18 protein-coding genes and 1 other RNA gene are annotated in these 22,237 nt (G+C 70.3%); 8 read left to right on the top strand and 11 right to left on the bottom strand.

The features are described 5' to 3' along the window. Positions 1–25: 25 nt before the first annotated feature. Positions 26–1,813: a class I SAM-dependent methyltransferase gene (locus ACFHNC_RS09400; RefSeq protein WP_437168972.1), complete on the bottom strand. Its 1,788-nt coding sequence runs from the start codon at positions 1,811–1,813 to the stop codon at positions 26–28. A gap of 207 nt (positions 1,814–2,020) precedes the next feature. Here ACFHNC_RS09400 and ACFHNC_RS09395 point away from each other — a divergent pair, with 207 nt between their 5' ends. Together ACFHNC_RS09395 and ACFHNC_RS09390 are read left to right on the top strand one after the other, a co-directional pair. Then, the gene (locus ACFHNC_RS09395) at positions 2,021–3,058 is read left to right on the top strand and encodes a ligase-associated DNA damage response exonuclease (RefSeq protein ID WP_437168971.1); all 1,038 of its coding nucleotides are present in this window, start codon (positions 2,021–2,023) and stop codon (positions 3,056–3,058) included. Positions 3,059–3,176: 118 nt separating this feature from the next. After that, a complete protein-coding gene (locus ACFHNC_RS09390; protein WP_437169146.1) occupies positions 3,177–4,778 on the top strand; it encodes a cisplatin damage response ATP-dependent DNA ligase in 1,602 nt (533 codons plus the stop codon). A gap of 6 nt (positions 4,779–4,784) precedes the next feature. Here ACFHNC_RS09390 and ACFHNC_RS09385 read toward each other — a convergent pair whose 3' ends face one another. Further along, positions 4,785–5,450 (bottom strand): N-acetylmuramoyl-L-alanine amidase, encoded by a 666-nt coding sequence (locus tag ACFHNC_RS09385; RefSeq protein WP_437168970.1) that lies wholly within the window; start codon positions 5,448–5,450, stop codon positions 4,785–4,787. Continuing rightward, positions 5,447–6,217 carry a TerB family tellurite resistance protein gene (locus tag ACFHNC_RS09380; protein ID WP_437168969.1) on the bottom strand — a complete coding sequence of 257 codons (771 nt, stop codon included), beginning with the start codon at positions 6,215–6,217 and terminating at the stop codon, positions 5,447–5,449. The genes ACFHNC_RS09385 and ACFHNC_RS09380 overlap by 4 nt, the downstream gene beginning before the upstream one ends. A 153-nt stretch (positions 6,218–6,370) precedes the next feature. Here ACFHNC_RS09380 and ACFHNC_RS09375 point away from each other — a divergent pair, with 153 nt between their 5' ends. Continuing rightward, a complete protein-coding gene (locus tag ACFHNC_RS09375; protein WP_437168968.1) occupies positions 6,371–9,976 on the top strand; it encodes a hydantoinase B/oxoprolinase family protein in 3,606 nt (1,201 codons plus the stop codon). A 22-nt stretch (positions 9,977–9,998) separates the two neighbouring features. Beyond that, the gene (locus tag ACFHNC_RS09370) at positions 9,999–12,845 is read left to right on the top strand and encodes an AsmA family protein (protein WP_437168967.1); all 2,847 of its coding nucleotides are present in this window, start codon (positions 9,999–10,001) and stop codon (positions 12,843–12,845) included. A 35-nt stretch (positions 12,846–12,880) separates the two neighbouring features. Here ACFHNC_RS09370 and ACFHNC_RS09365 read toward each other — a convergent pair whose 3' ends face one another. The 7 genes from ACFHNC_RS09365 to ssrA all read right to left on the bottom strand — a co-directional run bounded on the left by ACFHNC_RS09365 (position 12,881) and on the right by ssrA (position 18,105). Next, complete coding sequence (locus ACFHNC_RS09365; RefSeq protein WP_437168966.1) at positions 12,881–13,108, bottom strand: ribbon-helix-helix domain-containing protein; 228 nt, start codon at positions 13,106–13,108, stop codon at positions 12,881–12,883. Continuing rightward, positions 13,105–14,517 carry a class II fumarate hydratase gene (locus ACFHNC_RS09360; protein ID WP_437168965.1) on the bottom strand — a complete coding sequence of 471 codons (1,413 nt, stop codon included), beginning with the start codon at positions 14,515–14,517 and terminating at the stop codon, positions 13,105–13,107. The genes ACFHNC_RS09365 and ACFHNC_RS09360 overlap by 4 nt, the downstream gene beginning before the upstream one ends. 51 nt (positions 14,518–14,568) lie before the next feature. Further along, positions 14,569–14,979 carry a VOC family protein gene (locus tag ACFHNC_RS09355; protein WP_437168964.1) on the bottom strand — a complete coding sequence of 137 codons (411 nt, stop codon included), beginning with the start codon at positions 14,977–14,979 and terminating at the stop codon, positions 14,569–14,571. A 4-nt stretch (positions 14,980–14,983) separates the two neighbouring features. Further along, positions 14,984–15,382, bottom strand: a complete 399-nt coding sequence (locus ACFHNC_RS09350; RefSeq protein WP_437168963.1) for a RidA family protein — start codon at positions 15,380–15,382, stop codon at positions 14,984–14,986. 98 nt (positions 15,383–15,480) lie between these two features. Continuing rightward, positions 15,481–17,154 (bottom strand): fumarate hydratase, encoded by a 1,674-nt coding sequence (locus tag ACFHNC_RS09345; protein ID WP_437168962.1) that lies wholly within the window; start codon positions 17,152–17,154, stop codon positions 15,481–15,483. 65 nt (positions 17,155–17,219) lie between these two features. Then, on the bottom strand, positions 17,220–17,726 hold the full coding sequence (locus ACFHNC_RS09340; protein ID WP_437168961.1) for an SspB family protein: 507 nt from the start codon (positions 17,724–17,726) through the stop codon (positions 17,220–17,222). 66 nt (positions 17,727–17,792) lie between these two features. Beyond that, positions 17,793–18,105, bottom strand: a transfer-messenger RNA (tmRNA) gene (gene ssrA, locus ACFHNC_RS09335). Between the two features lie 58 nt (positions 18,106–18,163). Between ssrA and thyX the strand changes: the two genes are divergently transcribed. From thyX to ACFHNC_RS09315, 4 genes are read left to right on the top strand one after another with little or no spacing between them, the layout of a single operon-like run. Then, positions 18,164–19,102, top strand: coding sequence for an FAD-dependent thymidylate synthase (gene thyX, locus ACFHNC_RS09330; RefSeq protein ID WP_437168960.1), 939 nt, complete (start codon positions 18,164–18,166; stop codon positions 19,100–19,102). After that, on the top strand, positions 19,092–19,331 hold the full coding sequence (locus ACFHNC_RS09325) for a hypothetical protein (RefSeq protein WP_437168959.1): 240 nt from the start codon (positions 19,092–19,094) through the stop codon (positions 19,329–19,331). Before thyX ends, ACFHNC_RS09325 begins: the two co-directional genes overlap by 11 nt. Positions 19,332–19,339: 8 nt before the next feature. Continuing rightward, positions 19,340–19,951, top strand: a complete 612-nt coding sequence (locus ACFHNC_RS09320) for an HD domain-containing protein (protein WP_437168958.1) — start codon at positions 19,340–19,342, stop codon at positions 19,949–19,951. Further along, positions 19,948–20,838, top strand: coding sequence for a ribokinase (locus tag ACFHNC_RS09315; RefSeq protein ID WP_437168957.1), 891 nt, complete (start codon positions 19,948–19,950; stop codon positions 20,836–20,838). The genes ACFHNC_RS09320 and ACFHNC_RS09315 overlap by 4 nt, the downstream gene beginning before the upstream one ends. A 67-nt stretch (positions 20,839–20,905) precedes the next feature. On the opposite strand, the gene ACFHNC_RS09310 is transcribed toward ACFHNC_RS09315, so the two are convergent. Continuing rightward, on the bottom strand, positions 20,906–22,024 hold the full coding sequence (locus ACFHNC_RS09310) for a P-loop NTPase (RefSeq protein WP_437168956.1): 1,119 nt from the start codon (positions 22,022–22,024) through the stop codon (positions 20,906–20,908). Between the last annotated feature and the right edge of the window lie 213 nt (positions 22,025–22,237).

Below are 22,237 nucleotides of genomic sequence, written 5' to 3'. Positions count from 1 at the left end.
GAGCGTATCGGCCTCGCCGCCTGGTTCACGCCCCTTTTGGCAGCACCGCTGCGGGGCCGGCCGGGGTCCCGGGGGATCGGATGGCGGATTTGTGCAGCGTAATGCCCATCTCGGCAAGGTCGCGCAGGACGAGCTGGCCTATCCGCTGGACGTCGCGCCGGTTCTCCACCCAGCCATCACGGCCCGGAAGATCATGCAGCCGCATCTGGCGCCACAGGGCCTGGCCGAGCGCGTGGGCCATTTCCACGCTGTCATCCGCCAGGGGCTCCAGAAAATCCGGCACGCCGGGCGCCGCAGTCGCCTCATCCTCCGGCCCACCGAAGCGGGGGGCGGCAAGGCCGGTGGAGAGGTGGCCGCGCAAGGTCTCCGCCGCCTCCGGCCGGACCAGCTGCGCCACTACGTGCAGGTCGCGCCCGCCAAGATCGGCCGCGCTGCCATGGCCGGCATAGGTCACCTCGAAGCCGAAGCGTTCGAGCAGCGGGCGGATCAGGCCGAAGCTGAGATATTCCAGCCGGTCGCTGGCCTGGCCCGGATTGGCATAGGCCGCCGGCAGCTCCGCCATCAGCCGGGCGAAGCCGGCCTCCGTCGTCGCATCCGCCACGCCGAACACCAGCCAGCCGCCCGGCCGCAGCAGCAGCGCGGCATTCAGCCAATAGGCGACCAGGTATTGCAGATCGACATGGATCAGCGCGTCGAGGCTGAACACGGCATCGACCTCCCGCGCCAGATGCTCCCGCTCGAAGGCCACCAGCATGCCGTCCGGGTGCAACGGGTCGATCGGCAGGAAGCCGAGCCGGCCTTCGGCCACCGCCTCCGGCAGCCTTGTCGCCGCGGCCTGCATGATCCGGTCGCTGACATCGAAGACGGTCAGCTTCACGGCCGGGTTGGCGCGCAGCACCTCCGCCGTATAGCGCGCATCGCCCGGGCCGATCTCGATGGCGCGCCGCCAGCTCTCCACCTCCGCCGGCCGCAGCAGCCGGTCGAGTACGGCGCCGGCGGGCGGGCGGCCGGGCCGGGCGGCGATGGCGCGGGGGGCATGGGCATCCCACCACTCGGCGTAGCACCGCGCCGGTTCAGACGGTGCGCCGGCCTGCAGGGCGGGCCGCAGTGCCTCCGCCCGGTCCGGGTCGTGCAGCAGCGCGGACAGGTACAGGTCGCGCGGCGGCCGGCCTTCGTGGTTCGACCACGGCTCCAGCACCTCCACCACGAAGCCGAGGCGGCCGAGCACGGAGCGCACGATCTCGGCCGAGCTCCAGGCAAATCTGTCGCAGGGCCGGCCCTGGAAGCGATGCGTGCGGCGGATGTCGCGCAGGATCTTTTGGAAACCGGCGGGGGTGGTGGGGTCGGCCAGCGTCATCAGCAGCCGCCCGCCGGGGCGCAGCACCAGCGCCGCGTTCAGCCAATGGGTGACCAGCGTGGGCAGCCCGGCCTGCTGCAGGGACTCGATGCCAAACACCGCATCCACCCGCCGGGCCTGGCCAGCCTCGGTGAGGGTGGCGAGCATGGCATCGGGCCGGGCCGGGTCCAGGACCCGCGGCAGCAGGCGCCCCGCGGCGGTCATTTCCGGCAGCCCTGCGGCCGTGGCATCGCGCGCGGCCTCGCTTGGCTCGAAGGCCCAGCAGCGGGAGCCGGGGCTGGCCTGCAGCACGCGCGCGCCGAACCGGCCACCGCCTGCAACCTCGATCACATCGCGCCAGGCGGTGACCCCGGCCGGGGCGAACAGCCGGTCGAAGACGCGCTGGGCATTCGCATCCTGGACCCGATCCGGCATGGCGGGCCGGGTGGGTGGGCGGGCCGGGCTAGCTGTCGTCATCGCGCCTCGCTCAAGCGGGTCCCTCCGGCAGTCCGGCGGTATCGAAAGGGTTGCTTCCCGAATATCCGGCAAAGCCCGACGCTATCAGCGACCTGCCTTCAATGGAAAGGGTTGCGGAGGCGGGCCAATCGGGCGCGCGAGCCGCGAAACCCTTGATTCCCAGGCCCCTGTGCCGAAATCCCGGGAATGCCCCACCCGGAAAGCTGGATGCGCGTGACCCCGCAGGGCCTGTACTGCGTGCCCGGCGATTTCTTCATCGACCCCGGCCGGGGCGTGCCGCGCGCGATCATCACCCATGGCCATGCCGACCACGCCCGCCCGGATCACGACCATGTGCTGGGAAGTGCGGCGACGCTGGCCATCATGCAGGCGCGGATGGGGGAAGGCCGCGCCGGGCGGCAGCGCCAGGTGGCAGCGCCGGGGGAGGTGGTGCGGCACAACGGCGTGGATATCCGGCTGGTCCCAGCTGGCCATGTGCTGGGGTCCTGCCAGGTGGTGCTGGATTGGCAGGGCAGCCGCATCGTCGTCTCCGGCGACTACAAGCGTCGTCGCGACCCGACCTGCGCGCCCTTCGAGCCGGTGCGCTGCGATGTCTTCGTCACCGAGGCGACCTTCGGCCTGCCGGTATTCCGCCACCCGGATGCGGCGGCCGAAGTGGCGCGGCTGCTGGAAAGCCTGCGCCTGTTCCCGGACCGCGCGCATCTCGTCGGCGTCTATGCGCTGGGCAAGGCGCAACGGCTGATCGCGCTGCTGCGGGAGGGCGGCTGGGGCCGCACCATCTATCTGCACGGCGCGCTGCTGAAGCTGTGCGAATTGTATGAGGAGTTCGGCGTGCAACTCGGCCCGCTCGCGCCGGTGCCTGCGCCGGCCAAACGCGGTGGCGGCGGGCTGCTGGCCGGCGAAGTGGTGCTGGCGCCGCCCAGTGCCGAGGCCACCGCCTGGGTGCGCCGCCTGGCGGAGCCGCTGATCTGCGCGGCATCAGGCTGGATGCGGGTGCGCCAGCGGGCCAAGGCGCGGGGCGTCGAACTGCCGCTGATCATCTCCGACCACGCCGATTGGGACGAGTTGCTGGCGACGATCGAGGAGGTGCAGGCGCCGGAGGTCTGGGTCACCCATGGTCGCAACGATGCGCTGGTGCACGCCATGGCGCTGCGCGGCGTGCGCGGCCGCGCGCTGCATCTGCTTGGCCGCGGCGAGGAGGATGAGGACCCGGCGCCGGCCGAGGCGGCGGAGCAGCCGGCGTGACAACTCGCACAAGCTGCGGCGGCCTTCGGCCGCCGAGGCGCCGAACGGCGCCCACCGCATATGCGGCGAGCCGAGGGCGCGGAGCGCCCGCCCGGCGCTTGAGGGGTGAAAAGTGAGCCTGCCCGCTTTTGCTTATCTGCTGGAACGCCTGGCCTTCACGCCCGGCCGCCTGGCGAAGCTGGCCCTGCTGCGGCAGTGGTTCGCGACGCAGCCGGACCCCGATCGCGGCATCGGCCTCGCGGCGCTGACCGGTGACTTGGTGTTTCGCGCCGCCAAGCCCGGCATGGTGCGGGAATTGGTGGCAGGGCGCACGGACCCGGTGCTGTTCGGCCTGTCCTACGATTATGTCGGTGACCTGGCGGAGACGGTGGCGCTGATCTGGCCGCCGCGCCCCGGCGTCAACACGCCGCCGCCTGGCCTGGCCGAGGTGGTGGAGGCGATGGACTCCACGCCGAAATCCGCGCTGCCGGATCTGCTGGCCGGCTGGCTGGATGCGCTGGACGCGAATGGCCGGCTGGCGCTGATCAAGCTGGTCACCGGCGGCTTGCGCGTCGGTGTCTCCGCGCGCTTGGCCAAGACGGCGCTGGCCGAATGGGCGGGGCAGGATGTGGCGGAGGTGGAGGAGGTCTGGCACGGCCTGGCGCCGCCCTATCTCGACCTGTTCGCCTGGCTCACCGGGCAGGGGCCGCGGCCCTCGTCGGAGGATCGCCCGGTGTTCCGCCCGCTGATGCTGGCGCACCCGCTGGAGGAGCCGGATTTCCCCTCCATCGGGCCTGGGACGCATCGCGCCGAGTGGAAGTGGGACGGCATCCGCGTGCAGCTTTCCGCCACCCCCGGTGGCCGCGCGGTCTGGTCGCGCGGGGCGGAGGAGATTTCGGGTGGCTTCCCTGAAATCCTCGCCGCGATGGATTTCCACGCCGTGCTGGACGGCGAATTGCTGGTGATGCGCGAAGGCGAGATCGCACCCTTCGCCGACCTCCAGCAGCGGCTGAATCGCAAGATGGTCAGCCCGAAGATGCAGGCGTCGCATCCCGTCGGCGTGCGGCTGTATGACATGCTGTTCGACGGCGCCGAGGACCTCCGCGCGCTGCCCTTCGATGCCCGCCGCGCCCGGCTGGAAGCCTGGTTCGCCCGCACCCGCCCCGCCCGCATGGACCTGTCCGAGCTGATCCCCTTCGCCAGCATGGCGGAGCTGGAGGCGATCCGCGCCGGCGCCCGCGACGCGGCGATCGAGGGGCTGATGCTGAAGCGCGCGGACAGTGAATACGCCGCCGGGCGCCAGAAGGGGAAATGGTGGAAGTGGAAGCGCGCGCCGCTCGGGGTGGATGCGGTGCTGATGTACGCCCAGCGCGGCCACGGCAAGCGCAGCAGCTTCTATTCCGACTTCACCTTCGGCCTGTGGCGCCCGGATGGGGCCGGGGGGCAGGAGCTGGTGCCGGTGGGCAAGGCCTATTCCGGCTATACCGACCAGGAACTGCTCTGGATCGACCGCTGGATTCGCAACAACACCACCGGCCGCTTCGGCCCGGTGCGGGAGGTGGAGAAGGCGCTGGTGATCGAGGTGATCTTCGACGCGGCCCAGCGGTCCGGCCGGCACAAATCCGGCGTCGCGCTGCGCTTCCCCCGTATCTCCCGGCTGCGGACCGACAAGCCGGCGGTGGAGGCGGACCAGTTGGCGACGCTGGAGGCGATGATCGTGGGGGAGGAAGCGGCGGAGTAGCCGGCGCTACGGCGCAGCGGCGACCGCGGCCAGCCGCGCCAGAGTCTCCGCATCCGCCAAGCCATCAATGCGCGCTGGGCGCCAGCGGCGTTGGAAGGCGCGCAGCAGGACGGGCAGGGACAGGTCAGTGCGGTAGCCGATGCGCCCGAGCAGGGTCAGCGCCTCCGCATCCGGCGCGGCCTCACCCTCCGGCCACAGGCCGACGCCATTGGCGGCGAGGCCTTGCCAGTCGAACAACTCGCCCGGATCTTCCTTCCGATCCGGCGCGATATCCGAATGCGCCACCACATCGCGCGGCGCGATGGCGTGGCGGCCAAGGATGTCCAGGCACAGGTCGCAGACCGCGGCCATCTGCAGGGCAGGGAAGGGGCGGTAGCCGAATTCGTGGCCGGGATTGACGATCTCGATGCCGATGCTGCGGCCGTTCAACAAGTTCCGGCCGCGCCAGTGGGAAACCCCCGCATGCCAGGCGCGCCGATCCTCCGGCACCAGCCGGAACACTGTTCCGTCTTCCTCCACCACATAATGGCTGGAGACGCGGGCGATGGGGTCGCGCAGCCGGGCGATGGCCTCGGCGCCGCTGCGCATCCCGGTGTAGTGCAGCACAAGCGTGTCCACGGGCTCGGGGCGCGCGTCGTGGTTCGGACTGGGCAGGTCGCGGATTCGGATCAAAGCCCGCGCTGCCGCTTGATCCTATCCCAGGCCGCATTGATATCGGCCACCTTGCGGGTCGCGCGGTCCACGAATTCCGCAGGCACGCCGCGGGCGGCCAGGCCGTCCGGGTGGTTTTCCCGCATCAGCTTGCGCCAGGCGAGCCGCACTTCCTCATCCGTCGCACTGGCCGGCAGGCCGAGCACGGCATAGGCATCGATTTCCTCCACCCGGCGCTGCGCTGCGCCGCCCTGGCCGGCCTGGCCGCCCTTGGCGCGGTCCCAGGCCGTGGCATCCAGGCCGAAGCGCTGATGCACGCCCTGCAACACCCGCAGCTCGCCCTTGGTCATCGGGCCATCGGCGCGGGCGATGTAGAACAGCGCGGCCAGCACATCCTCCAGCATCGCGCGGTTGTCGGCGAAGGCCTCGCCCAGCCTTTCGGCGAAAGGCTCCCAGCCGCCGGTGTCGCGGCGGGCCTCGTCGAACATCTGCGCCACTTCGCGCATGTTCTGCGGCGGGATGCGGAACATCGCCTTGAAGGCGTCGATTTCCGCCCGCTGCACCGGCCCATCCGCCTTGGCCAGCTTGGCCGAGAGTACGATGACGGAGATCGCGAATAGCGTTTCTCTGTTGCCCAGCAGGGCCGCGAGGTCCGCCGCCCCGGGGGCCACGCGCCCGCCCGGCCCCTGGTCCGCCGCATGGCCGAGCGCCGCGCCCATCACTGCGCCAAGCGGCCCGCCGGTGACGAAGCCGGCGACCCCGCCCAGCAATTTGCCCCAAATGCTCAAGCGTGCCTCACCCCCGGTCGCGGCTGTCCTAGCATGGGCGGGCGCCGGGCTACAGGGTGCGTGCCGGGTGGAGTTAATCATGCCGCATCGCATTAGGCGGCCTTGCGCGCCGCTTGCCGGGATGTGATCAGCGGTTGAGCGAAGGAGCGTGGCATGAGCGGCTGGCAGTTCTGGATCGATCGCGGCGGCACCTTTACCGATATCGTGGCGCGCGACCCCGCGGGGCAGCTTTCCACCCGCAAGCTGCTGTCGGAGAATCCGGGCCGCTACCGGGATGCGGCGGTGGCCGGCATCCGCGCCTGCCTCGGCCTCGCTGTGGACGCGCCGATCCCGCCCGGCACGATCGAGGCTGTGAAGATGGGCACCACGGTCGCCACCAACGCGCTGCTGGAGCGCAAGGGGGAGCGGGTGCTGCTGCTGGTCAATCGCGGCTTCGCCGATATGACCCGCATCGGCAACCAGGCCCGCCCGCGCCTGTTCGACCTGCATGTGAAACTGCCCGAATTGCTGCAGGAGCATGTCGCCGAGATCGGCGGCCGCATGACCGTGGACGGCACCGAGATCGAGGCGCTGGACGAGGCCGCTGCCCGCGCCGCGCTGGCCGAGGCGCACGCCGCCGGCATCTGCGCGGCGGCCATCGCCTTCATGCATGCCTGGGCCTATCCGGCGCATGAACTGCGCGTCGGCGAATTGGCGCGGGAGGCGGGGTTCACCCAGATCAGCCTGAGCCATGAGGCGAGCCCGCTGCCGCGCATCGTGCCGCGCACGGATACAACGGTGGTGGACGCCTACCTCTCGCCGATCCTGCGCCGGTATGTGGAACAGGTGGCGGGGGAACTGCCGGGCGTGAAGCTGTATTTCATGCAGTCCTCCGGCGGGCTGGCGGAGGCGCGCAGCTTCCAGGGCAAGGATGCCATTCTCTCCGGCCCTGCCGGCGGCATCGTCGGCGCGGCACGCACCGCTTCCATGGCGGGCTTCGAGAAGATCATCGGCTTCGACATGGGCGGCACCAGCACCGATGTCGCGCTCTATGCCGGTGAATTCGAGCGCGCCTTCGAGACGCAGGTGGCCGGCGTGCGGATGCGCGCGCCGATGATGGCGATCAACACGGTCGCCGCCGGTGGTGGCTCGATCCTGAAATTCGATGGCGCTCGCTTTCGCGTCGGCCCGGAAAGCGCGGGCGCGGTGCCCGGCCCGGCCTGCTACCGCCGCGGCGGTCCGCTGACCGTGACGGATGCGAATGTCATGGTCGGCAAGATCCAGCCGGACCAGTTCCCGGCGATCTTCGGGCCGGAGGGCAACCAGAAGCTGGACGCCGCGGTGGTGCGCGAGAAGTTCGCGGCGCTGGCCGCGGAGATCGAGGCTGCCACCGGCCAGACGCAGGACCCGCATGCGGTGGCGGAGGGTTTTCTCCGTGTCGCCGTTGCGAACATGGCCAACGCCATCAAGCAGGTCTCGATCCAGAAGGGCCACGACGTCACTCGCTACGCGCTACAATGTTTTGGCGGTGCAGGTGGGCAGCATGCCTGCCTCGTGGCGGATGAACTCGGCATGGAGACGGTGTTCATCCATCCCTTCGCCGGCGTGCTGTCCGCCTATGGCATGGGCCTCGCCGACCAGAGCGCGATTCGCGAGGCGGCAGTCGAGGCACCGTTGAGCGCCGATACCATGGACGACCTGGCCCAGCGCCTGGATGCGCTGGACCAGGCGGGGCGGGAGGAACTGGTGCGCCAGGGTGCCGCCGCCGCTGCTTTACGCGCCGCCCGCCGCCTGCATCTGCGCTATGCCGGCACCGACAGTTTCCTGCCCGTCCCCTTCGGCACGCATGACCAGGTGCTGGAGGCCTTTACCAACGCGCATCGCCAGCGCTTCGGCTTTGCCACGCCCGAACGGCAGGTGGTGGTGGAAGCCTGCGTCGTTGAAGTGACCTCCCCCGGCGAACAGGTAGAGGAAGCGGCGCTGGCCGAGCGTGCCATGGGCGAATCCCCCCAGCCACTGACCAGCGCGACAGTTTTCGCCGCCGGCGCGGCGCATCAGGCCCCGGTGCTGGACCGCGATTCGCTGCGTGCCGGGGACCGCATCGCCGGCCCCGCGCTGATCCGCGAAGCCATCGCCACCACCGTGATCGAGCCAGGCTGGACCGCGGAAGTCACCGCGCGCAATCACATGATCCTGCGCCGCACCGAACAGCGTGAGGCCGCGCGTGTGGCCGACGCCAGCCGCGTCGATCCGGTGATGCTGGAGCTGTTCAACAACCTGTTCATGTCGATCGCCGAGCAGACCGGCGCGGTACTGCAAAACACCTCCCTCTCCGTGAACATCAAGGAACGTCTCGACTTCTCCTGCGCCATCTTCGACGAGACGGGGCGGCTTGTGGCCAATGCGCCGCATGTGCCGGTGCATCTCGGCGCCATGGGCGAAAGCGTCCGCACCGTCATCCGGTCCCGCGCCGCAACCCTGCGGCCGGGCGATGTCGTGGCGTTGAACAACCCGTTCAACGGCGGCACGCATCTGCCGGATGTCACCGTCATCACGCCGGTCTTCGATGAAGCGGGAAGCGAGATTCTGTTCTTCGTCGGCTCCCGCGGCCATCACGCCGATATCGGCGGCCTCACCCCCGGCTCCACGCCGCCTGGCTCCGCCACGCTGGAGGAAGAAGGCGTTGTCATCGACGACTTCCTGCTGGTGGCCGAGGGGCGGATGCGGGAGGCGGAATTTCGCCAATTGCTGGCTTCCGCAAAATACCCGGCGCGCAGCCCGGATGTGAACGTCGCCGACATCACCGCGCAGGTCGCGGCCAACGAAAAGGGGGTGCAGGAACTGCGCCGCGCCGTGGCCGATTTCGGGCTGGAAACGGTGCGCGCTTATATGCGCCACGTGATGAACAACGCGGAGGAAGCGGTCCGCCGCGTGCTCGACCGCCTGGCCGATGGCGAATTCGAGACCACCATCGATGACGGCACGCCCCTGAAGGTCGCCGTCCGCGTCGACCGCGCCAGCCGCAGCGCCAGCATCGACTTCACCGGTACCGGCCCGCAGCGGCCGGACAATTTCAACGCCCCCGCCGCGGTCTGCCGCGCCGTGGTGCTGTACTGCTTCCGCAGTCTGGTGGGCGAGGAAATCCCGCTGAATGATGGCTGCCTGGTGCCGCTGGAGATCATCGTGCCGGAGGGCAGTTTCCTCTCGCCGCGGCCCGGTGCGGCGGTGGTCGCCGGCAATACGGAGGTCAGCCAGATGACCTGCAACGCCCTGCTCGCCGCGCTCGATGCCTGCGCCTCGGCGCAGGCCACCATGAACAACGTGCTGTTCGGTGATGCGGTTTACCAATACTACGAGACGGTCTGCGGCGGCACTGGCGCCGGCCCGGGCTTCGACGGAACCTCCGCCGTGCAGACGCATATGACCAACACGCGCATGACGGACCCCGAAGTGCTGGAACTGCGCTACCCCGTGCGGCTGGAGGAATTCGCCATCCGTCGCGGCTCGGGCGGCGCCGGGCAATGGGCGGGTGGCGATGGCAGCCGCCGGCGCATCCGCTTCCTGCGGCCGATGGAGGCCGTGATCGTCTCCTCCCGCCGCCGCGTCCCGCCGCATGGTCTGCATGGCGGCGCGTCCGGTGCGCCGGGGCGGCAATGGGTGGAACGCGCCGATGGCTCGCGGGAAGAGATGGCCGGCTGCGACCGCGCCAGCCTGAACCCCGGCGATGTGCTGGGGCTGGAAACACCGGGCGGCGGCGGCTGGGGCAAACCGGCCGCCTGATGACCAGCGGACCGGCCTTGTCATGAAGCGCTTTCTCGCCGCGCTGCTGCTGCTGTTCGGGCTGGTGGTGCTCGGCCTGTGGATCGGGCCGCGCTTCGTGGATTGGGAGCCGTGGCGCGCGCGGCTGGCCGAACTCGCCTCCGCCCAGCTCGGCCGTCCGGTCACGCTGGAAGGCCCGGTGGAACTCACGCTGCTGCCGCAGCCGGTGGTGCGCGCGGGCGGCGTCGCGGTGGGCGAGGCGGGGGAGGAATACAGCTTCACCGCGCGGCTGCTGCGGGTGCGGCTTGATCTCGGCGCGCTGATCGGCGGCCGCCTGTCGCCGCGGGAGATCGCGCTGATCGGCGCGGACCTGACCCTGCCCTGGCCGCCCGGCCCGCTGCTGGCGCTGCGCCCGCCCAGCTGGATCACCCAGCTCGATGCCAATCTGGAGGATGGCCGCGTCCGCGTCGGCGATGCGGTGCTGGAGGGGGTATCCGCCCGGCTGAGCTCCGGCGGCCTCGCGCAGACGCTGGAAATGGCCGGCGCCTTCAGCTGGAATGGCCGCGCCACGCGCTTCAACGCCTCCCTCGGCCGGCCCGGCTGGGACGGCATCGCCACCTTCGAGATGGCGGTGGTGCTGCCGGAAATCCTTGGCAATGCGCGCGGCGTGCTGATCCCCGGCACCGGCTTCGAGGGCCAGGTGGAGGTCAGCGGCCCCGATCTGGCGACCATCCTGCCCAGCCCGCCCGGTGCCTTCCGCGCCGCCGGCCGGCTATCGGCCTCCGCCGAACTGATCGCGGCCGATGAATTGGCGATCGAGATCGCCGGCAATCCGGCGCGCGGCGCGGTGGCGCTGCGGCTGCTGCCGGCGCCGCGGCTGGATATCGCGCTGGTCGCCAGCCGGCTCGACCTGGATGGCTGGGTCGGCGCGCTGCGCGCCGACGTCTCGCGGCCCTGGCCGATCTCCATCGACCTGTCGGCGGAAGCCGGGCTGTATCGCGGCCTGACGCTGCGCCGGCTGCGCGGCGCCGCCTTCCTGGAGGAAGGCCGCCTGACGCTGTCCGACATTTCCCTGTTGCTGCCGGGGGAGACGCAGCTCGACCTGGCCGGCGCCACGGCCGGGCAGCGGCTGGAACTGGTGGCGCGCTTTGCCGGGCCGGATCTGCGCGCCAGCCTGGCCGCGATGGGCCTGCCGGTGACGGAGCTGGACCCGACCCTGCTGCGCCGGGGCGAGGGCCGCATGCGGCTGGTGCTGGAAGACGCCCAGGCCGCCATGCCGGAATTCACCGCCAATTTCGGCGATCTCCAGATCTCCGGCGCCGGGGTGCTGCGCCGTGGCGCCCGCCCGGCGTTGGGGCTGGGGCTGTCGATCGATACGCTGGACCTGGCGCGCTGGCTGCCGCAGGGCTTCGACCCGGTGCGCGCCGGCCGCGGCCTGGGCGCCGTCGACCTCAACCTGCGGCTGGCGGCGGACCGGGTGATCCGGGGTGAGGCGGTGCTGGAACGCGCCGCGCTGGATGCGGCCCTGGAAGGCGGGCGGCTGACGCTGCGGCGCCTTTCCGGGCGGCTCGCCGGGGTGGATATCGCCGCCTCCGGCATGTTGGCGCTGGCGCCGCAGATGCGCCTGCAGGACCTGAACTTCGAGGCCACCGGCTCCTCCGCCCGCGACCTGGCGCTGCTGCTGCCGGGGGACTGGCCGGACCGCACGCCGCTGGCCGAGCAATCCGTGGCGGTGCGGCTTTCCGGCGGCGGCACGATGGAGGCGCTGGCGCTGCGCGGCACGGCGGAGCTGGGCGAGCTGCGGCTGGAGGCATCCGGCACGCTGGATGTGCCGCAGCGGCGCGGCAATCTCGGCATCACGCTGCGTCATCCCGGCGCGCCACGGCTGCTGTCCGAGGCCTTCGGCCTGAGCGCCGGGGAATGGCTGGGGGAGGGGTCCTTTTCCCTGATCGCCTCTCTGGTCGCCGGGCCGCAGGGCGTCAGCGCGGAGAGCTTCGAGCTGGTGGCCGCGGCGCTGCGCGCCCGTGGCGCGCTGGCGCTGGATATGGCGCAGCCGCGACCGCGCCTGAGTGGGCGCGTCACGGCGGAAAGCCTGCCGCTGCCCTTCCCAGGCTGGCGCGCGCTGGATCCGCTGGGGGTGCAGGCGCTGCGCGGGCTGGATGCGGAACTGGCGCTGGAGGCCGGACGGGTCTCCATCGGCGGCACCACGGCGGAGGAGGCGACCGCCATCCTGCTGCTGTCCGAGGGCGGCTTCCGGCTGGACGGCCTGCGCACCCGCCTGGCCGGCGGCCGGCTGGAGGCGACGCTGACGGGCGAAACCCCGCCCGGCCTGCCGCCGCGTCTGGCCCTGACCGGCCGGCTGGCCGGGGCCACGCTGGGGGAGAAGCTGTTCGGCCTGCCGGTGGACCTGGCCGCCGCGCGCGGCGATGTGGGCTTCACGCTGGAGGCGGTGGGGCATTCCCCGGCCGCGCTGGTTTCCACCCTGTCCGGCCGGCTGCAGCTCGACCTGCGGGACGGCGTGCTGGCCGGCTTCGATCTGGTCGCGGCCTCCGGCGCCAGCGCGGGCCCGGATGCGCTGGCGGCCGAGGCCGCGATCCGGGAGGCCCTGCTCTCCGGCGCGACCGCCTTCGAGCGGCTGGAGTTGGAGGCGGCGTTGACGGCGGGGCGCCTGCGGCTGGAGGCCGGCCGCCTGGTCGCCGAAGGCGGCGCCACCGCAAGTCTCGGCGGCGAGATCGACCTGCCGCGGGCGACTCTGGATCTGCGCCTGCTGACCCGGCCGGCGGTGCCGGAGGCGCCCGACATCGGCCTGCGCCTGACCGGCCCGGCGGAGGCACCGCGGGCGCTGCCGGAGACCTCCGGCTGGGCTCGCTGGCGCGCCGAGCGCGGCTGAAGCAGGGATGTGATGCGCGGCTGCCGGCCTGACCGTCAGCCCGCTTTTTGCTCACCGGCATGGGCCAGCGCATGCACCCGCAGCGCGCTGGCCAGCGGGAGGTCCGGCATGGGCCTGGCCGCATCCACCCCGGCTACCAGCGCCGCCAGGCTTTGGCCGCGCTGCGCCGCCAGTTCCTCCAGCACCACCCAGAACTCGGCTTCCAGCGCGACCGAGGTGCGGTGCCCGGCCAGGCGGAAGGACCGCTTCCGCAGATGCCTCACCCGCCGCCGGCCAGCGTGCCGCCGGGGCTCAGCATATCTTCCGGCCGCACCCAGCGGTCGAAATCGGCCTCGCTGACATGGCCGAGGCGCGCGGCGGCGGCCTTCAGGGTGATGTCCTCCGCCAGGGCCAGCTTCGCGATCGCCACCGCCTTGTCGTAGCCGATGCGCGGGTTCAATGCGGTGACCAGCATCAGCGACTTGCCGAGATTGTCGGCCAGCTTCGCGTGGTTCGGCTCCAACTTGTCCATCATGTTGGCGGCGAAGCTTTCGGCCACATCGGCCAGCAGCCCGGCCGATTGCAGCACGGCCTGGATGATGACGGGCTTGAAGACGTTGAGTTCGAGATGCCCCTGGGCGCCGCCGATGGTGACGGTGACGTGGTTGCCCATGACCTGCGCGCAGACCATGGTCAGCGCCTCCGACTGCGTCGGGTTGGTCTTGCCCGGCATGATGCTGCTGGACAGGCCGTCGGCCGGGATCACGAGTTCCGCCAGGCCGGCGCGTGGACCACTGCCGAGCAGGCGCACATCGTTGCCGATCTTGTTCAGCGACACGGCGAGGGTGTTCAGCACACCCGACAGCTCCACCAGCGCATCATGCGCGCCCATCCCCTCGAAGGGGTTCGGGTGGGCGGTGAAGGGTAGGCCGGTGAGGTTGGCGACGATTGCCGCGAAGGTCTTGGCGAAATCCGGGTGGGTGTTCAGCCCGGTGCCGGCGGCGGTGCCGCCCTGGGCCAGCGGCATCAGCCGCGGCAGCGCATCCCGCAGCCTGGCGATGCCGAGCTCCACCTGGCTGGCCCAGGCCGCGGCTTCCTGGCCGAGGGTGACCGGCACCGCATCCATCATGTGGGTGCGGCCGATCTTCACCAGCCCAGCCCATTCCTTCGCACGGCGGTCCAGGCTGGCATGCAGCGTGCCCAGCGCCGGGATCAGACGCCCCGCCACCGCCTCCGCCGCCGCGATGTGCATGATGGTCGGGAAGCTGTCGTTGGAGGACTGCCCGCGATTCACATGGTCGTTCGGATGCACGGGCTTGCGACTGCCGAGCGGCTGGCCGAGCGTCCGGTTGGCGAGATTCGAGATGACCTCATTGGCGTTCATGTTGGTCTGGGTGCCGGAACCGGTCTGCCAGACCGGCAGCGGGAATTCGGCATCATGCTGGCCCGCCGCCACCTCCGCCGCCGCCGCCGCGATCGGCTGCGCGAGGTCCGCTGGCAATTCGCCGAGCTTTTCATTGGCCTGCGCCGCCGCCTGCTTCTGCAGCCCCACGGCGCGGATCAGCCCGGGCGGAAACCGCTCCGTGCCGATGCGGAACAGCAGACGCGCCCGTTCGGTCTGCGGGCCCCAGAGGCGGTCGGCCGGAATCTCAATGGTGCCGAGGCTGTCGGTCTCGGTGCGGGTCTGGGTCATGCGGGTCTCCTTTGCCCAGGAGATGGGGCGTGCCGCGCCCCGCATGGATGGCTATTCCGTGAAGCGGTCGCCATAGGTGGCGATCTCGATCAAATTACCGTCCGGGTCGCGGCAATAGACCGAGGTGATCGGCCCGAGCGCACCCTGCTTGGCGACGGGCCCCACTTCCACCGTCACGCCGCAGCTTCGCAGATGCTCCGCGATATCCTCCGCCGCCACGGTGACGACGAAGCATAGATCCTGCGTGCCGGGCTCCGCGACGACGGAGGAGAACCACTCCGCCTGGGTGGCGCCGCGCGGCCGCAAATTGATCTTCTGGCCGCCGAATTTCAGCGCGATTCGCGGCGGCTCGCCGAAACTGTCGCGCTCCATGCCCAGCACGCGCTGGTACCAGTTGGCGGAAATCTCCACCTCGGCGCAGGTGATGACGATGTGGTCGAGGCGGTCGACGGAGAAACGCATTGGCCTATTTGTCCCCGTCGCGGCGGCGTAGCCGGGCCGTCACCTCGATCTCGATCCGCATCTCCGGCGTCTGCAGCCCGGCCACCATCATGGTCGAGGCCGGGCGGGCGCGGCCGAGCCATTTCTTCACCACGGGCCAGCACAGCGGCCAATCGGCCCGGTCCGGCACCAGGAAGACGACGCGCACCACATCCTCCATCCGCCCATTGGCCTGGCGCAGCGCCGCATCGATGTTGCGGAAGGTCTGCTCGCACTGGTCCACCACGCCGGGGGCGATGGTCATGGTGGCGTAGTCGTAGCCGGTGGTGCCGGAGACGAAGATCCAGTCCCCATCGACGACGGCGCGCGAATAGCCGATTTCTTCTTCGAAGCGGCTGCCAGAGGAGATGCGGCTACGGGCCATGTCAGGGCGGGTTCCCGGATGTGTGGCTTAACGGTGCGGAAAGCCATATCCCAGTGTCGCCGCGGCAGGAAGGCCCGCTTTGGCGACAGGGCGCAGGACTATTCCAGCCCCTCATAGAAGTCGTTGCCCTTGTCATCGACCACGATGAAGGCCGGGAAATCCTCGACCTCGATCCGCCAGACCGCCTCCATGCCGAGTTCCGGGTATTCCAGCACCTCGACCTTGCGGATGCAGTCCTGCGCCAGCCGGGCGGCGGGGCCGCCGACGGAGCCGAGGTAGAAGCCGCCGTAGCTCTGGCAGGCCTTGAGCACCGCCTTGCTGCGGTTGCCCTTGGCCAGCATCACCAGCGAACCGCCGGCCTTCTGGAAAGCCTCGACATAGCTGTCCATGCGCCCCGCCGTGGTCGGGCCGAAGCTGCCGGTGGCGTAGCCCTCGGGGGTCTTGGCCGGGCCGGCGTAATAGACAGGGTGGTTCTTCAGGTAGTCCGGCAGACCCTCGCCGCGGTCCAGCCGTTCCTGCAGCTTGGCGTGCGCGATGTCGCGCGCCACCACCACCGTGCCGCTCAGCGAGACGCGGGTCTTCACCGGGTGCTTCGACAGCTCCGCCCGGATCGCTGCCATGGGCTGGTTCAGGTCGATCCGCACCACGTCGCCGCCCAAAATATGATCGGTGGCTTCCGGCAGGTATTTCGCGGGCTCGTGCTCCAGATCCTCCAGGAACACGCCTGCCGGCGTGATCTTTGCCTTGATCTGGCGGTCGGCGGAGCAGGACACGCCGATGCCGATCGGCAGGGACGCGCCATGCCGCGGCAGCCGCACCACCCGCACATCATGACAAAAGTACTTGCCGCCGAACTGCGCGCCGATGCCGAGGTTCTGCGTCAGCTTGTGCACCTCCGCCTCGAACGCGACATCACGAAAAGCGTGGCCGGCCTTGCTGCCCTCGGTCGGCAGCGCGTCCAGCCATTTGGTGGAGGCCAGCTTCACGGTCTTGAGGTTCGCCTCCGCACTGGTGCCGCCGATGACGATGGCCAGGTGATAGGGCGGGCAGGCGCTGGTGCCGAGCGTCTTGATCTTGTCTTCCAGGAAGGCCAGCAGCTTCGGCTTGTTCAGAACCGCCCGGGTCTGCTGGTAAAGGAAGGTCTTGTTGGCCGATCCGCCGCCCTTCAGGACGAACATCAGCTTCATCTCAGTGGCGTGGTGATCGCCTGGCTCCGCCATGATGGAGAACTCGACCGGCAGATTGTTGCCGGTGTTCACCTCGTCCCACATGGTCAGCGGCGCCATCTGCGAATAGCGCAGGTTGGTCTCGGTATAGGTGCGGTGGACGCCGTAGCTCAGCGCCTCCTCCTCATCGCCCTCGACCCAGACGCGCTGGCCCTTCTTGCCGAAGACGATGGCGGTGCCGGTGTCCTGGCACATGGGCAGCACGCCGCCGGCGGCGATGTTGGCGTTCTTCAGCAGGTCGAGCGCCACGAAGCGGTCATTCGGGCTGGCCTCCGGATCCTGCAGAATTTTCGCGAGCTGGGCCAGATGCGCGGGGCGCAGCAGGTGGGAGACGTCCTTGCAGGCGGCGAAGGCGAGTTCTTCCAAGGCCTGCGGCTTGATCTTCAACACCGTCTGGCCATCGCAGGTGGCGGTGCTGATGCCGGCGATGTCGAGCTTGCGATAGGGCGTGGCATCGGCGCCCAGCGGGTACATCGGGCTGTAGCGGAACCCCTCCGGCCGGGTCGGCGCGATGACGGGCGAATCGATATCGAGCGGTGCGGTCATAGCCATTCTCCACGGGAGTCCGGCGCCTGGACAACCGAACCAAGAATTCTTGCGGGGTTCCGCGGTCAGTCGCGGGCGGGGCGGCGCCGGAAGGCGTCGAGGCTGACCACCTGAGCCGGGGCCTCCGGCACGGCCGCGGCGGCGGCGGGCTGCTCCGGCTCGGCCTCCGCCGGTTCCTCCGGCACCGCATCCAGCGTGGGCTGGAAGCGCAGGCCGAAGCGCACGGCGGGGTCGGCGAAACCGGTCAGCGCGACGAAGGGCACCACCAGCGTGGCGGGCACGCCGCCGAAATGCAGGCGCACGGTGAAGCTGCCGCCGTCGCGGTCCACCGCCAGGCCTTCGTACTGGTGCTGCAGCACCACCGTCATTTCCTGCGGGTAGCGCGCCTTCAGATGGCCCGGCACGCGGGTGCCCGGGTAATCCGTGCGGAAGGTGATGTAGTAGTGGTGTTCGCCTGGCAGGCCGCTGCTGGCCGCCAGCTCGATGGCGCGGATGACGACTTCGCGCAGGGCGTCGTCGGTCCACCGCTCATACGGAATCAGGCTTTCGGCCGTCTGGGCGTCGTCGCTCATGCATGCATCCCCTTGCGCGGGACCATAAGCCGGCGGGCAGGCGCGCGAAAGGGGCGCGGGGAGTTAAGTAGGGGGCTTCTGTTGCCCGGTGCCCCCCGAACCGCGCTTACCTTATTCAGGCAGCGAGTGCGTAAGCCTCGCGGCTATTGTCGTTCGCACTTAGAGATTAGCCCGATAACGGCGGTACAATGCCGGGCAAAAACGACCTCTTTACCACGCGCGTCGAAGCTGTTTCGCCCCCAGATTCTCCCGAGGGAGATTGGTGGAGGCGCCGGGCACTGCCCCCGGGTCCGCAACGATTATTCCAGGTCGCGTTTATCACCATAGTCGCCGAAGCGACGGGACAGATGTAGGCGCTCCCGCTCCCGAAATCCAGGGGTGTCGTGAGGGCGGGGCTGGGCTAGTACAGCCAACCTTTGACCTACAGGACTCCGGGCATGGCCCTGACGCCAGAACAGCAGCTCGAAATCGACGCCGCGCGCAGCGCCGCGCATGCCACCCGGCGGCCTACCGTGCCGGCATTGGAAGATATGCTGTTCACCGCAACCCCGGTGCTGGACCACGGCTTCGTCCGCGTCGTGGACTATATGGGCGACGACGCCGCCATCGTGCAGGCCGCCCGCGTCTCCTACGGCCGCGGCACCCGCGCGGTGACGGAAGACCGGGGCCTGATTCGGTATTTGATGCGCCACCGCCACTCGACCCCCTTCGAGATGTGCGAGATCAAGTATCATGTGAAGTTGCCGATCTTCGTCGCCCGGCAATGGATTCGCCATCGCACGGCAAATGTGAACGAATATTCTGCGCGCTACTCCATCCTCGACCGCGAATTCTATATTCCGGCGCCCGAGCATTTGGCCGCGCAATCCGCCGTCAACCGCCAGGGCCGCGGCGAGGTGCTGGAAGGCGACCAGGCCGCCCGCGTGCTGGACCTGCTGCGGGAGGATGCGACCCGCAACTACGACCACTACCTCGACATGCTGAACGAGGATGACCAGGGCCAACCGATCGACCCCGGCCGCGCCGGCCTGGCGCGCGAACTGGCGCGGATGAACCTGACGCTGAACGCCTATACCCAATGGTACTGGAAGACCGACCTCCACAACCTGTTCCACTTCCTGTCGCTGCGCGCCGATGCCCACGCCCAGTACGAAATCCGCGTCTATGCCGAGGCGATGATGCAAAGCGCCGAGGCCTGGGTGCCGATCGCCACCGGGGCGTTCCGCGACTACCGGCTCGGCGCCGTCACCTTCTCCGCCCAGATGCTCGGCATCCTGCGCCGCATGCTGGCCGGCGAGCCGGTGACGCAGCCGGATTCGGGTCTGTCGAAGCGGGAATGGCGGGAGCTGATGGAAACCCTCGGCCGTGGCGACTAGCCCCACCGCCAAACGCGCGCCGCGCGCCCGCCCGGCCACCTCGCGGTCCAAAGGCAAGGCGCCGGCCCGGCCGGAATGGCTGGCCCGCTGGTGGAAGGTGGCGCTGCTGGTGGTGCTCATCACCCTCGGCCTGCCGCTGGCGCACGCCATGTTTGGCGAGATCTTCGCGCTGCTGGGCGGGGCGGTGCTGTTCGGCTTCCTGCTCGGTCGCTGGACGGCCGGACTGTAAGGATCAGGATGACTGCCGCACGCACCTCCGCGCTGATCGATTTCCTGGCACTCGCCGACCGCCTGAAGCACATCGAACGGCGCGGCGAGACCATCAATCACAGCGGCAACCCCCATGGCACCGCCCGCCGCGAGAATTCGGCGGAGCATTGCTGGAACGTGGCGCTGGTCGCCGTGCTGCTGCATGGCGACATGCCGGAGCCACGCCCCGACCTGGGCCATACCCTGGCGATGATCGCCGCGCATGACCTGGTGGAGATCGAGGCCGGCGACACCTTCGCCTATGACGAGGCGCATCTGCTGACCCATGCGGCGCGGGAGAAAGCCGCGGCCGACATCGTCTTCGGCCGCCTGCCGCCCGACCTCGGTGCCCGGCTGCGCGGCTTGTGGGAGGAATTCGAGGACAACGCCACGCCGGAGGCCCGCTTCGCCATGGCCTGCGACCGCGCCCAGGGCTTCCTCCAGGGTGTCATCGGCACCGGTCATTGGCGCGATGCCGGAATCGCGGAGGCCGCGACCCATGGGCGGATGAATCTGGCCCGCCAGGTCGCCCCGGTGTTCGAAACGCTTATCGCGACACTCTATGACCGTGCCCGCGCCGGGCGCATGTTCCGCGAATGAGCATCATCGTCTTCGGTTCGGCCAATACCGACCTCGTCTTCACCGTCCCCACCCTGCCGGCACCCGGGGAGACCGTGCTGGGCGACGGCTTCCAGCAATCCTCCGGCGGCAAGGGCGCCAACCAGGCGGTGGCCGCGGCGCGGGATGGCGCGCAGGTGGCTTTCGCCGGCTGCGTCGGCGGCGATGGCCTGGCCGTGGTCGCCACCGGCGCGATGCGCGATGCCGGGGTGGATCTCAGCCGACTGATCGTGGTGGATGCGCCGACCGGCTGCGCCAGCATCTGCGTGGATCGGGACGGCCGCAACCAGATCGCCGTCGCCCCGGGCGCCAACATGATGGCCCGCGCCGCGCAGGTGGAGGATGCGGCGCTGCGACCCGGCGTCATCGTGCTGCTGCAGATGGAAGTGCCGGCCGAGGAAGTGGCGGCGATGGTGCTGCGTGCGGCCGAACTTGGCGCGCAATGCATCCTGAACCTGGCCCCGCCCGGCGAATTGCCGCTGGAGGTGCTGCGCGCCCTGCATCTGCTGGTGCTGAACGAGCATGAGGCGACGGTGCTGGCCGCCCGCCTCGGCACGGAGGCCAGCGCGGCCGCGCTGCACCTGGCGCTCGGCACCGCCGTGGCGATCACACGCGGGGAGGCGGGGGCGGAGGCGGCGACGGAGTCCGGCCTCGCCACCATCCCCTGCTTTCCCGTCGAGGTCGTGGACACCACCGGCGCGGGCGATACCTGGTGCGGCGTGCTGGCCGCGGGGCTGGACCGTGGCCTGCCGCTGATCCAGGCGATGCGCCGCGCCGCCGCGGCCGCCGCGCTGGCCTGCACCCGCCCCGGCGCCGCCCCGGCCATGCCGGTGGCGGCGGAGACGGATGCGATGCTGGCCACGCGATAGCGATCGCGATGCTGGCCACGCGATAGCGATCGCGATGTTGGCCACGCGATAGCGATCGCGATGCTGGCTACGCGATGACGATCTTCGGCCCGCTGGCCGCCGCGGCATTCTCGGCCAGTTTTTCACGGAGCCTGGTCGCGATGGCCTGGTAGGCCTGCGCTTCCGGCGTCTCCGGCCTTGCCGCGACAATCGGCGTGCCGGCATCGGCCAATTCGCGGATCGCCAGCTTCAGCGGCAGCTCGCCGAGGAACTCCACCCCGAGCCGCGCCGCCTCCGCCTTCGCGCCACCATGGCCAAAGATATCGGTCTGGTGGCCGCAATTCGGGCAGCAGAAGAAGGCCATGTTCTCGATCAGGCCGAGCACCTTCACGCCCACCCGCTCGAACATCTTCACCCCGCGCCGCGCATCCAGCAGCGCCACATCCTGGGGGGTGGAGACGATCACGGCACCCGCCAGCGGCACGCGCTGGCTCATGGTGAGCTGCGCGTCGCCGGTGCCGGGGGGCATGTCCACGATCATGATGTCCAGCGCGCCCCACTCCACCTGGCCCATCAACTGTTCCAGCGCGCCCATCACCATCGGGCCGCGCCAGATCATCGGCGTCTCCTCCTCCACCAGGAAGCCGATGGACATCGCCTTCAGCCCCCAGCGGGACAGCGGGATGATGCGCTGGCCCTCGGTGCGCGGGCGTTCGCGGGTGCCCAACATCTGCGGCAGGGAAGGGCCGTAGATGTCGGCATCCAGCAGCCCGACCTTCAGCCCCTGCAAGGCGAGCGCCACGGCCAGGTTGACCGCGGTGGTGGATTTTCCGACGCCGCCCTTGCCGGAGGCCACCGCGACGATGGCCGTCACATCCGGCAGCAGCATCTGCCCCTTGCCCGGCGTGCCGCCGGGTGGCGCCTTGCGAGAGGGTGCGGCTGGCGGTGGCGGCTCGGCCCGGTGCGCGGTCAGCACCACGGTGGCGGAGAGCACGCCGGGCACGCCGGCGGCGGCGCGTTCCGCGGCGGCGCGCAGCGGCTCACTCTCCCGCGCCTTTTCGCGCGGCACCTGAAGCGCGAACTGCACCATGCCGGCCTTCACCGCCAGGCCATCGACCATGCCGGCGCTGACCACATCCTGGCCGCTCACCGGGTCGCGCACGCCACGCAATGCGGCGCGCACCGCCTGTTCCAGCCCTTCGCTCATCGCTTGAATTGCCCTCTCTTCCGTACGATATCGCGCCCAATCGGCCCGGTGCGTAGCACGCTATCCGCCCGCCGGCTGGCCCCATGTGGTTCTGGTTAGGCCGGACCGGGACGCGCCGAGCCGGGTATTCCTCCGGACGGACTTCACGGACGGTTCAACTGGGCCAGGCGCGCACCATATGGACCGTTGGTAACGTCGCCACACCCCTCCCTT

Source organism: Falsiroseomonas sp. E2-1-a4 (assembly GCF_051433165.1).
Classification (GTDB): Bacteria; Pseudomonadota; Alphaproteobacteria; order Acetobacterales; family Acetobacteraceae; genus Falsiroseomonas.
Note: the sequence above shows the minus strand (reverse complement) of the source record. Positions and strands in the feature narration are given on the sequence as shown.

Bases quoted from the DNA above. Each gene is read 5' to 3' on its own strand.
- ACFHNC_RS09400 (WP_437168972.1), bottom strand. From the start codon at position 1,813: ATGACGACAGCTAGCCCGGCCCGCCCACCCACCCGGCCCGCCATGCCG.
- ACFHNC_RS09395 (WP_437168971.1), top strand. From the start codon at position 2,021: ATGCGCGTGACCCCGCAGGGCCTGTACTGCGTGCCCGGCGATTTCTTC.
- ACFHNC_RS09375 (WP_437168968.1), top strand. From the start codon at position 6,371: ATGAGCGGCTGGCAGTTCTGGATCGATCGCGGCGGCACCTTTACCGAT.
- ACFHNC_RS09370 (WP_437168967.1), top strand. From the start codon at position 9,999: ATGAAGCGCTTTCTCGCCGCGCTGCTGCTGCTGTTCGGGCTGGTGGTG.
- ACFHNC_RS09360 (WP_437168965.1), bottom strand. From the start codon at position 14,517: ATGACCCAGACCCGCACCGAGACCGACAGCCTCGGCACCATTGAGATT.
- ACFHNC_RS09355 (WP_437168964.1), bottom strand. From the start codon at position 14,979: ATGCGTTTCTCCGTCGACCGCCTCGACCACATCGTCATCACCTGCGCC.
- ACFHNC_RS09350 (WP_437168963.1), bottom strand. From the start codon at position 15,382: ATGGCCCGTAGCCGCATCTCCTCTGGCAGCCGCTTCGAAGAAGAAATC.
- ACFHNC_RS09345 (WP_437168962.1), bottom strand. From the start codon at position 17,154: ATGACCGCACCGCTCGATATCGATTCGCCCGTCATCGCGCCGACCCGG.
- ACFHNC_RS09340 (WP_437168961.1), bottom strand. From the start codon at position 17,726: ATGAGCGACGACGCCCAGACGGCCGAAAGCCTGATTCCGTATGAGCGG.
- thyX (WP_437168960.1), top strand. From the start codon at position 18,164: ATGGCCCTGACGCCAGAACAGCAGCTCGAAATCGACGCCGCGCGCAGC.
- ACFHNC_RS09320 (WP_437168958.1), top strand. From the start codon at position 19,340: ATGACTGCCGCACGCACCTCCGCGCTGATCGATTTCCTGGCACTCGCC.
- ACFHNC_RS09315 (WP_437168957.1), top strand. From the start codon at position 19,948: ATGAGCATCATCGTCTTCGGTTCGGCCAATACCGACCTCGTCTTCACC.
- ACFHNC_RS09310 (WP_437168956.1), bottom strand. From the start codon at position 22,024: ATGAGCGAAGGGCTGGAACAGGCGGTGCGCGCCGCATTGCGTGGCGTG.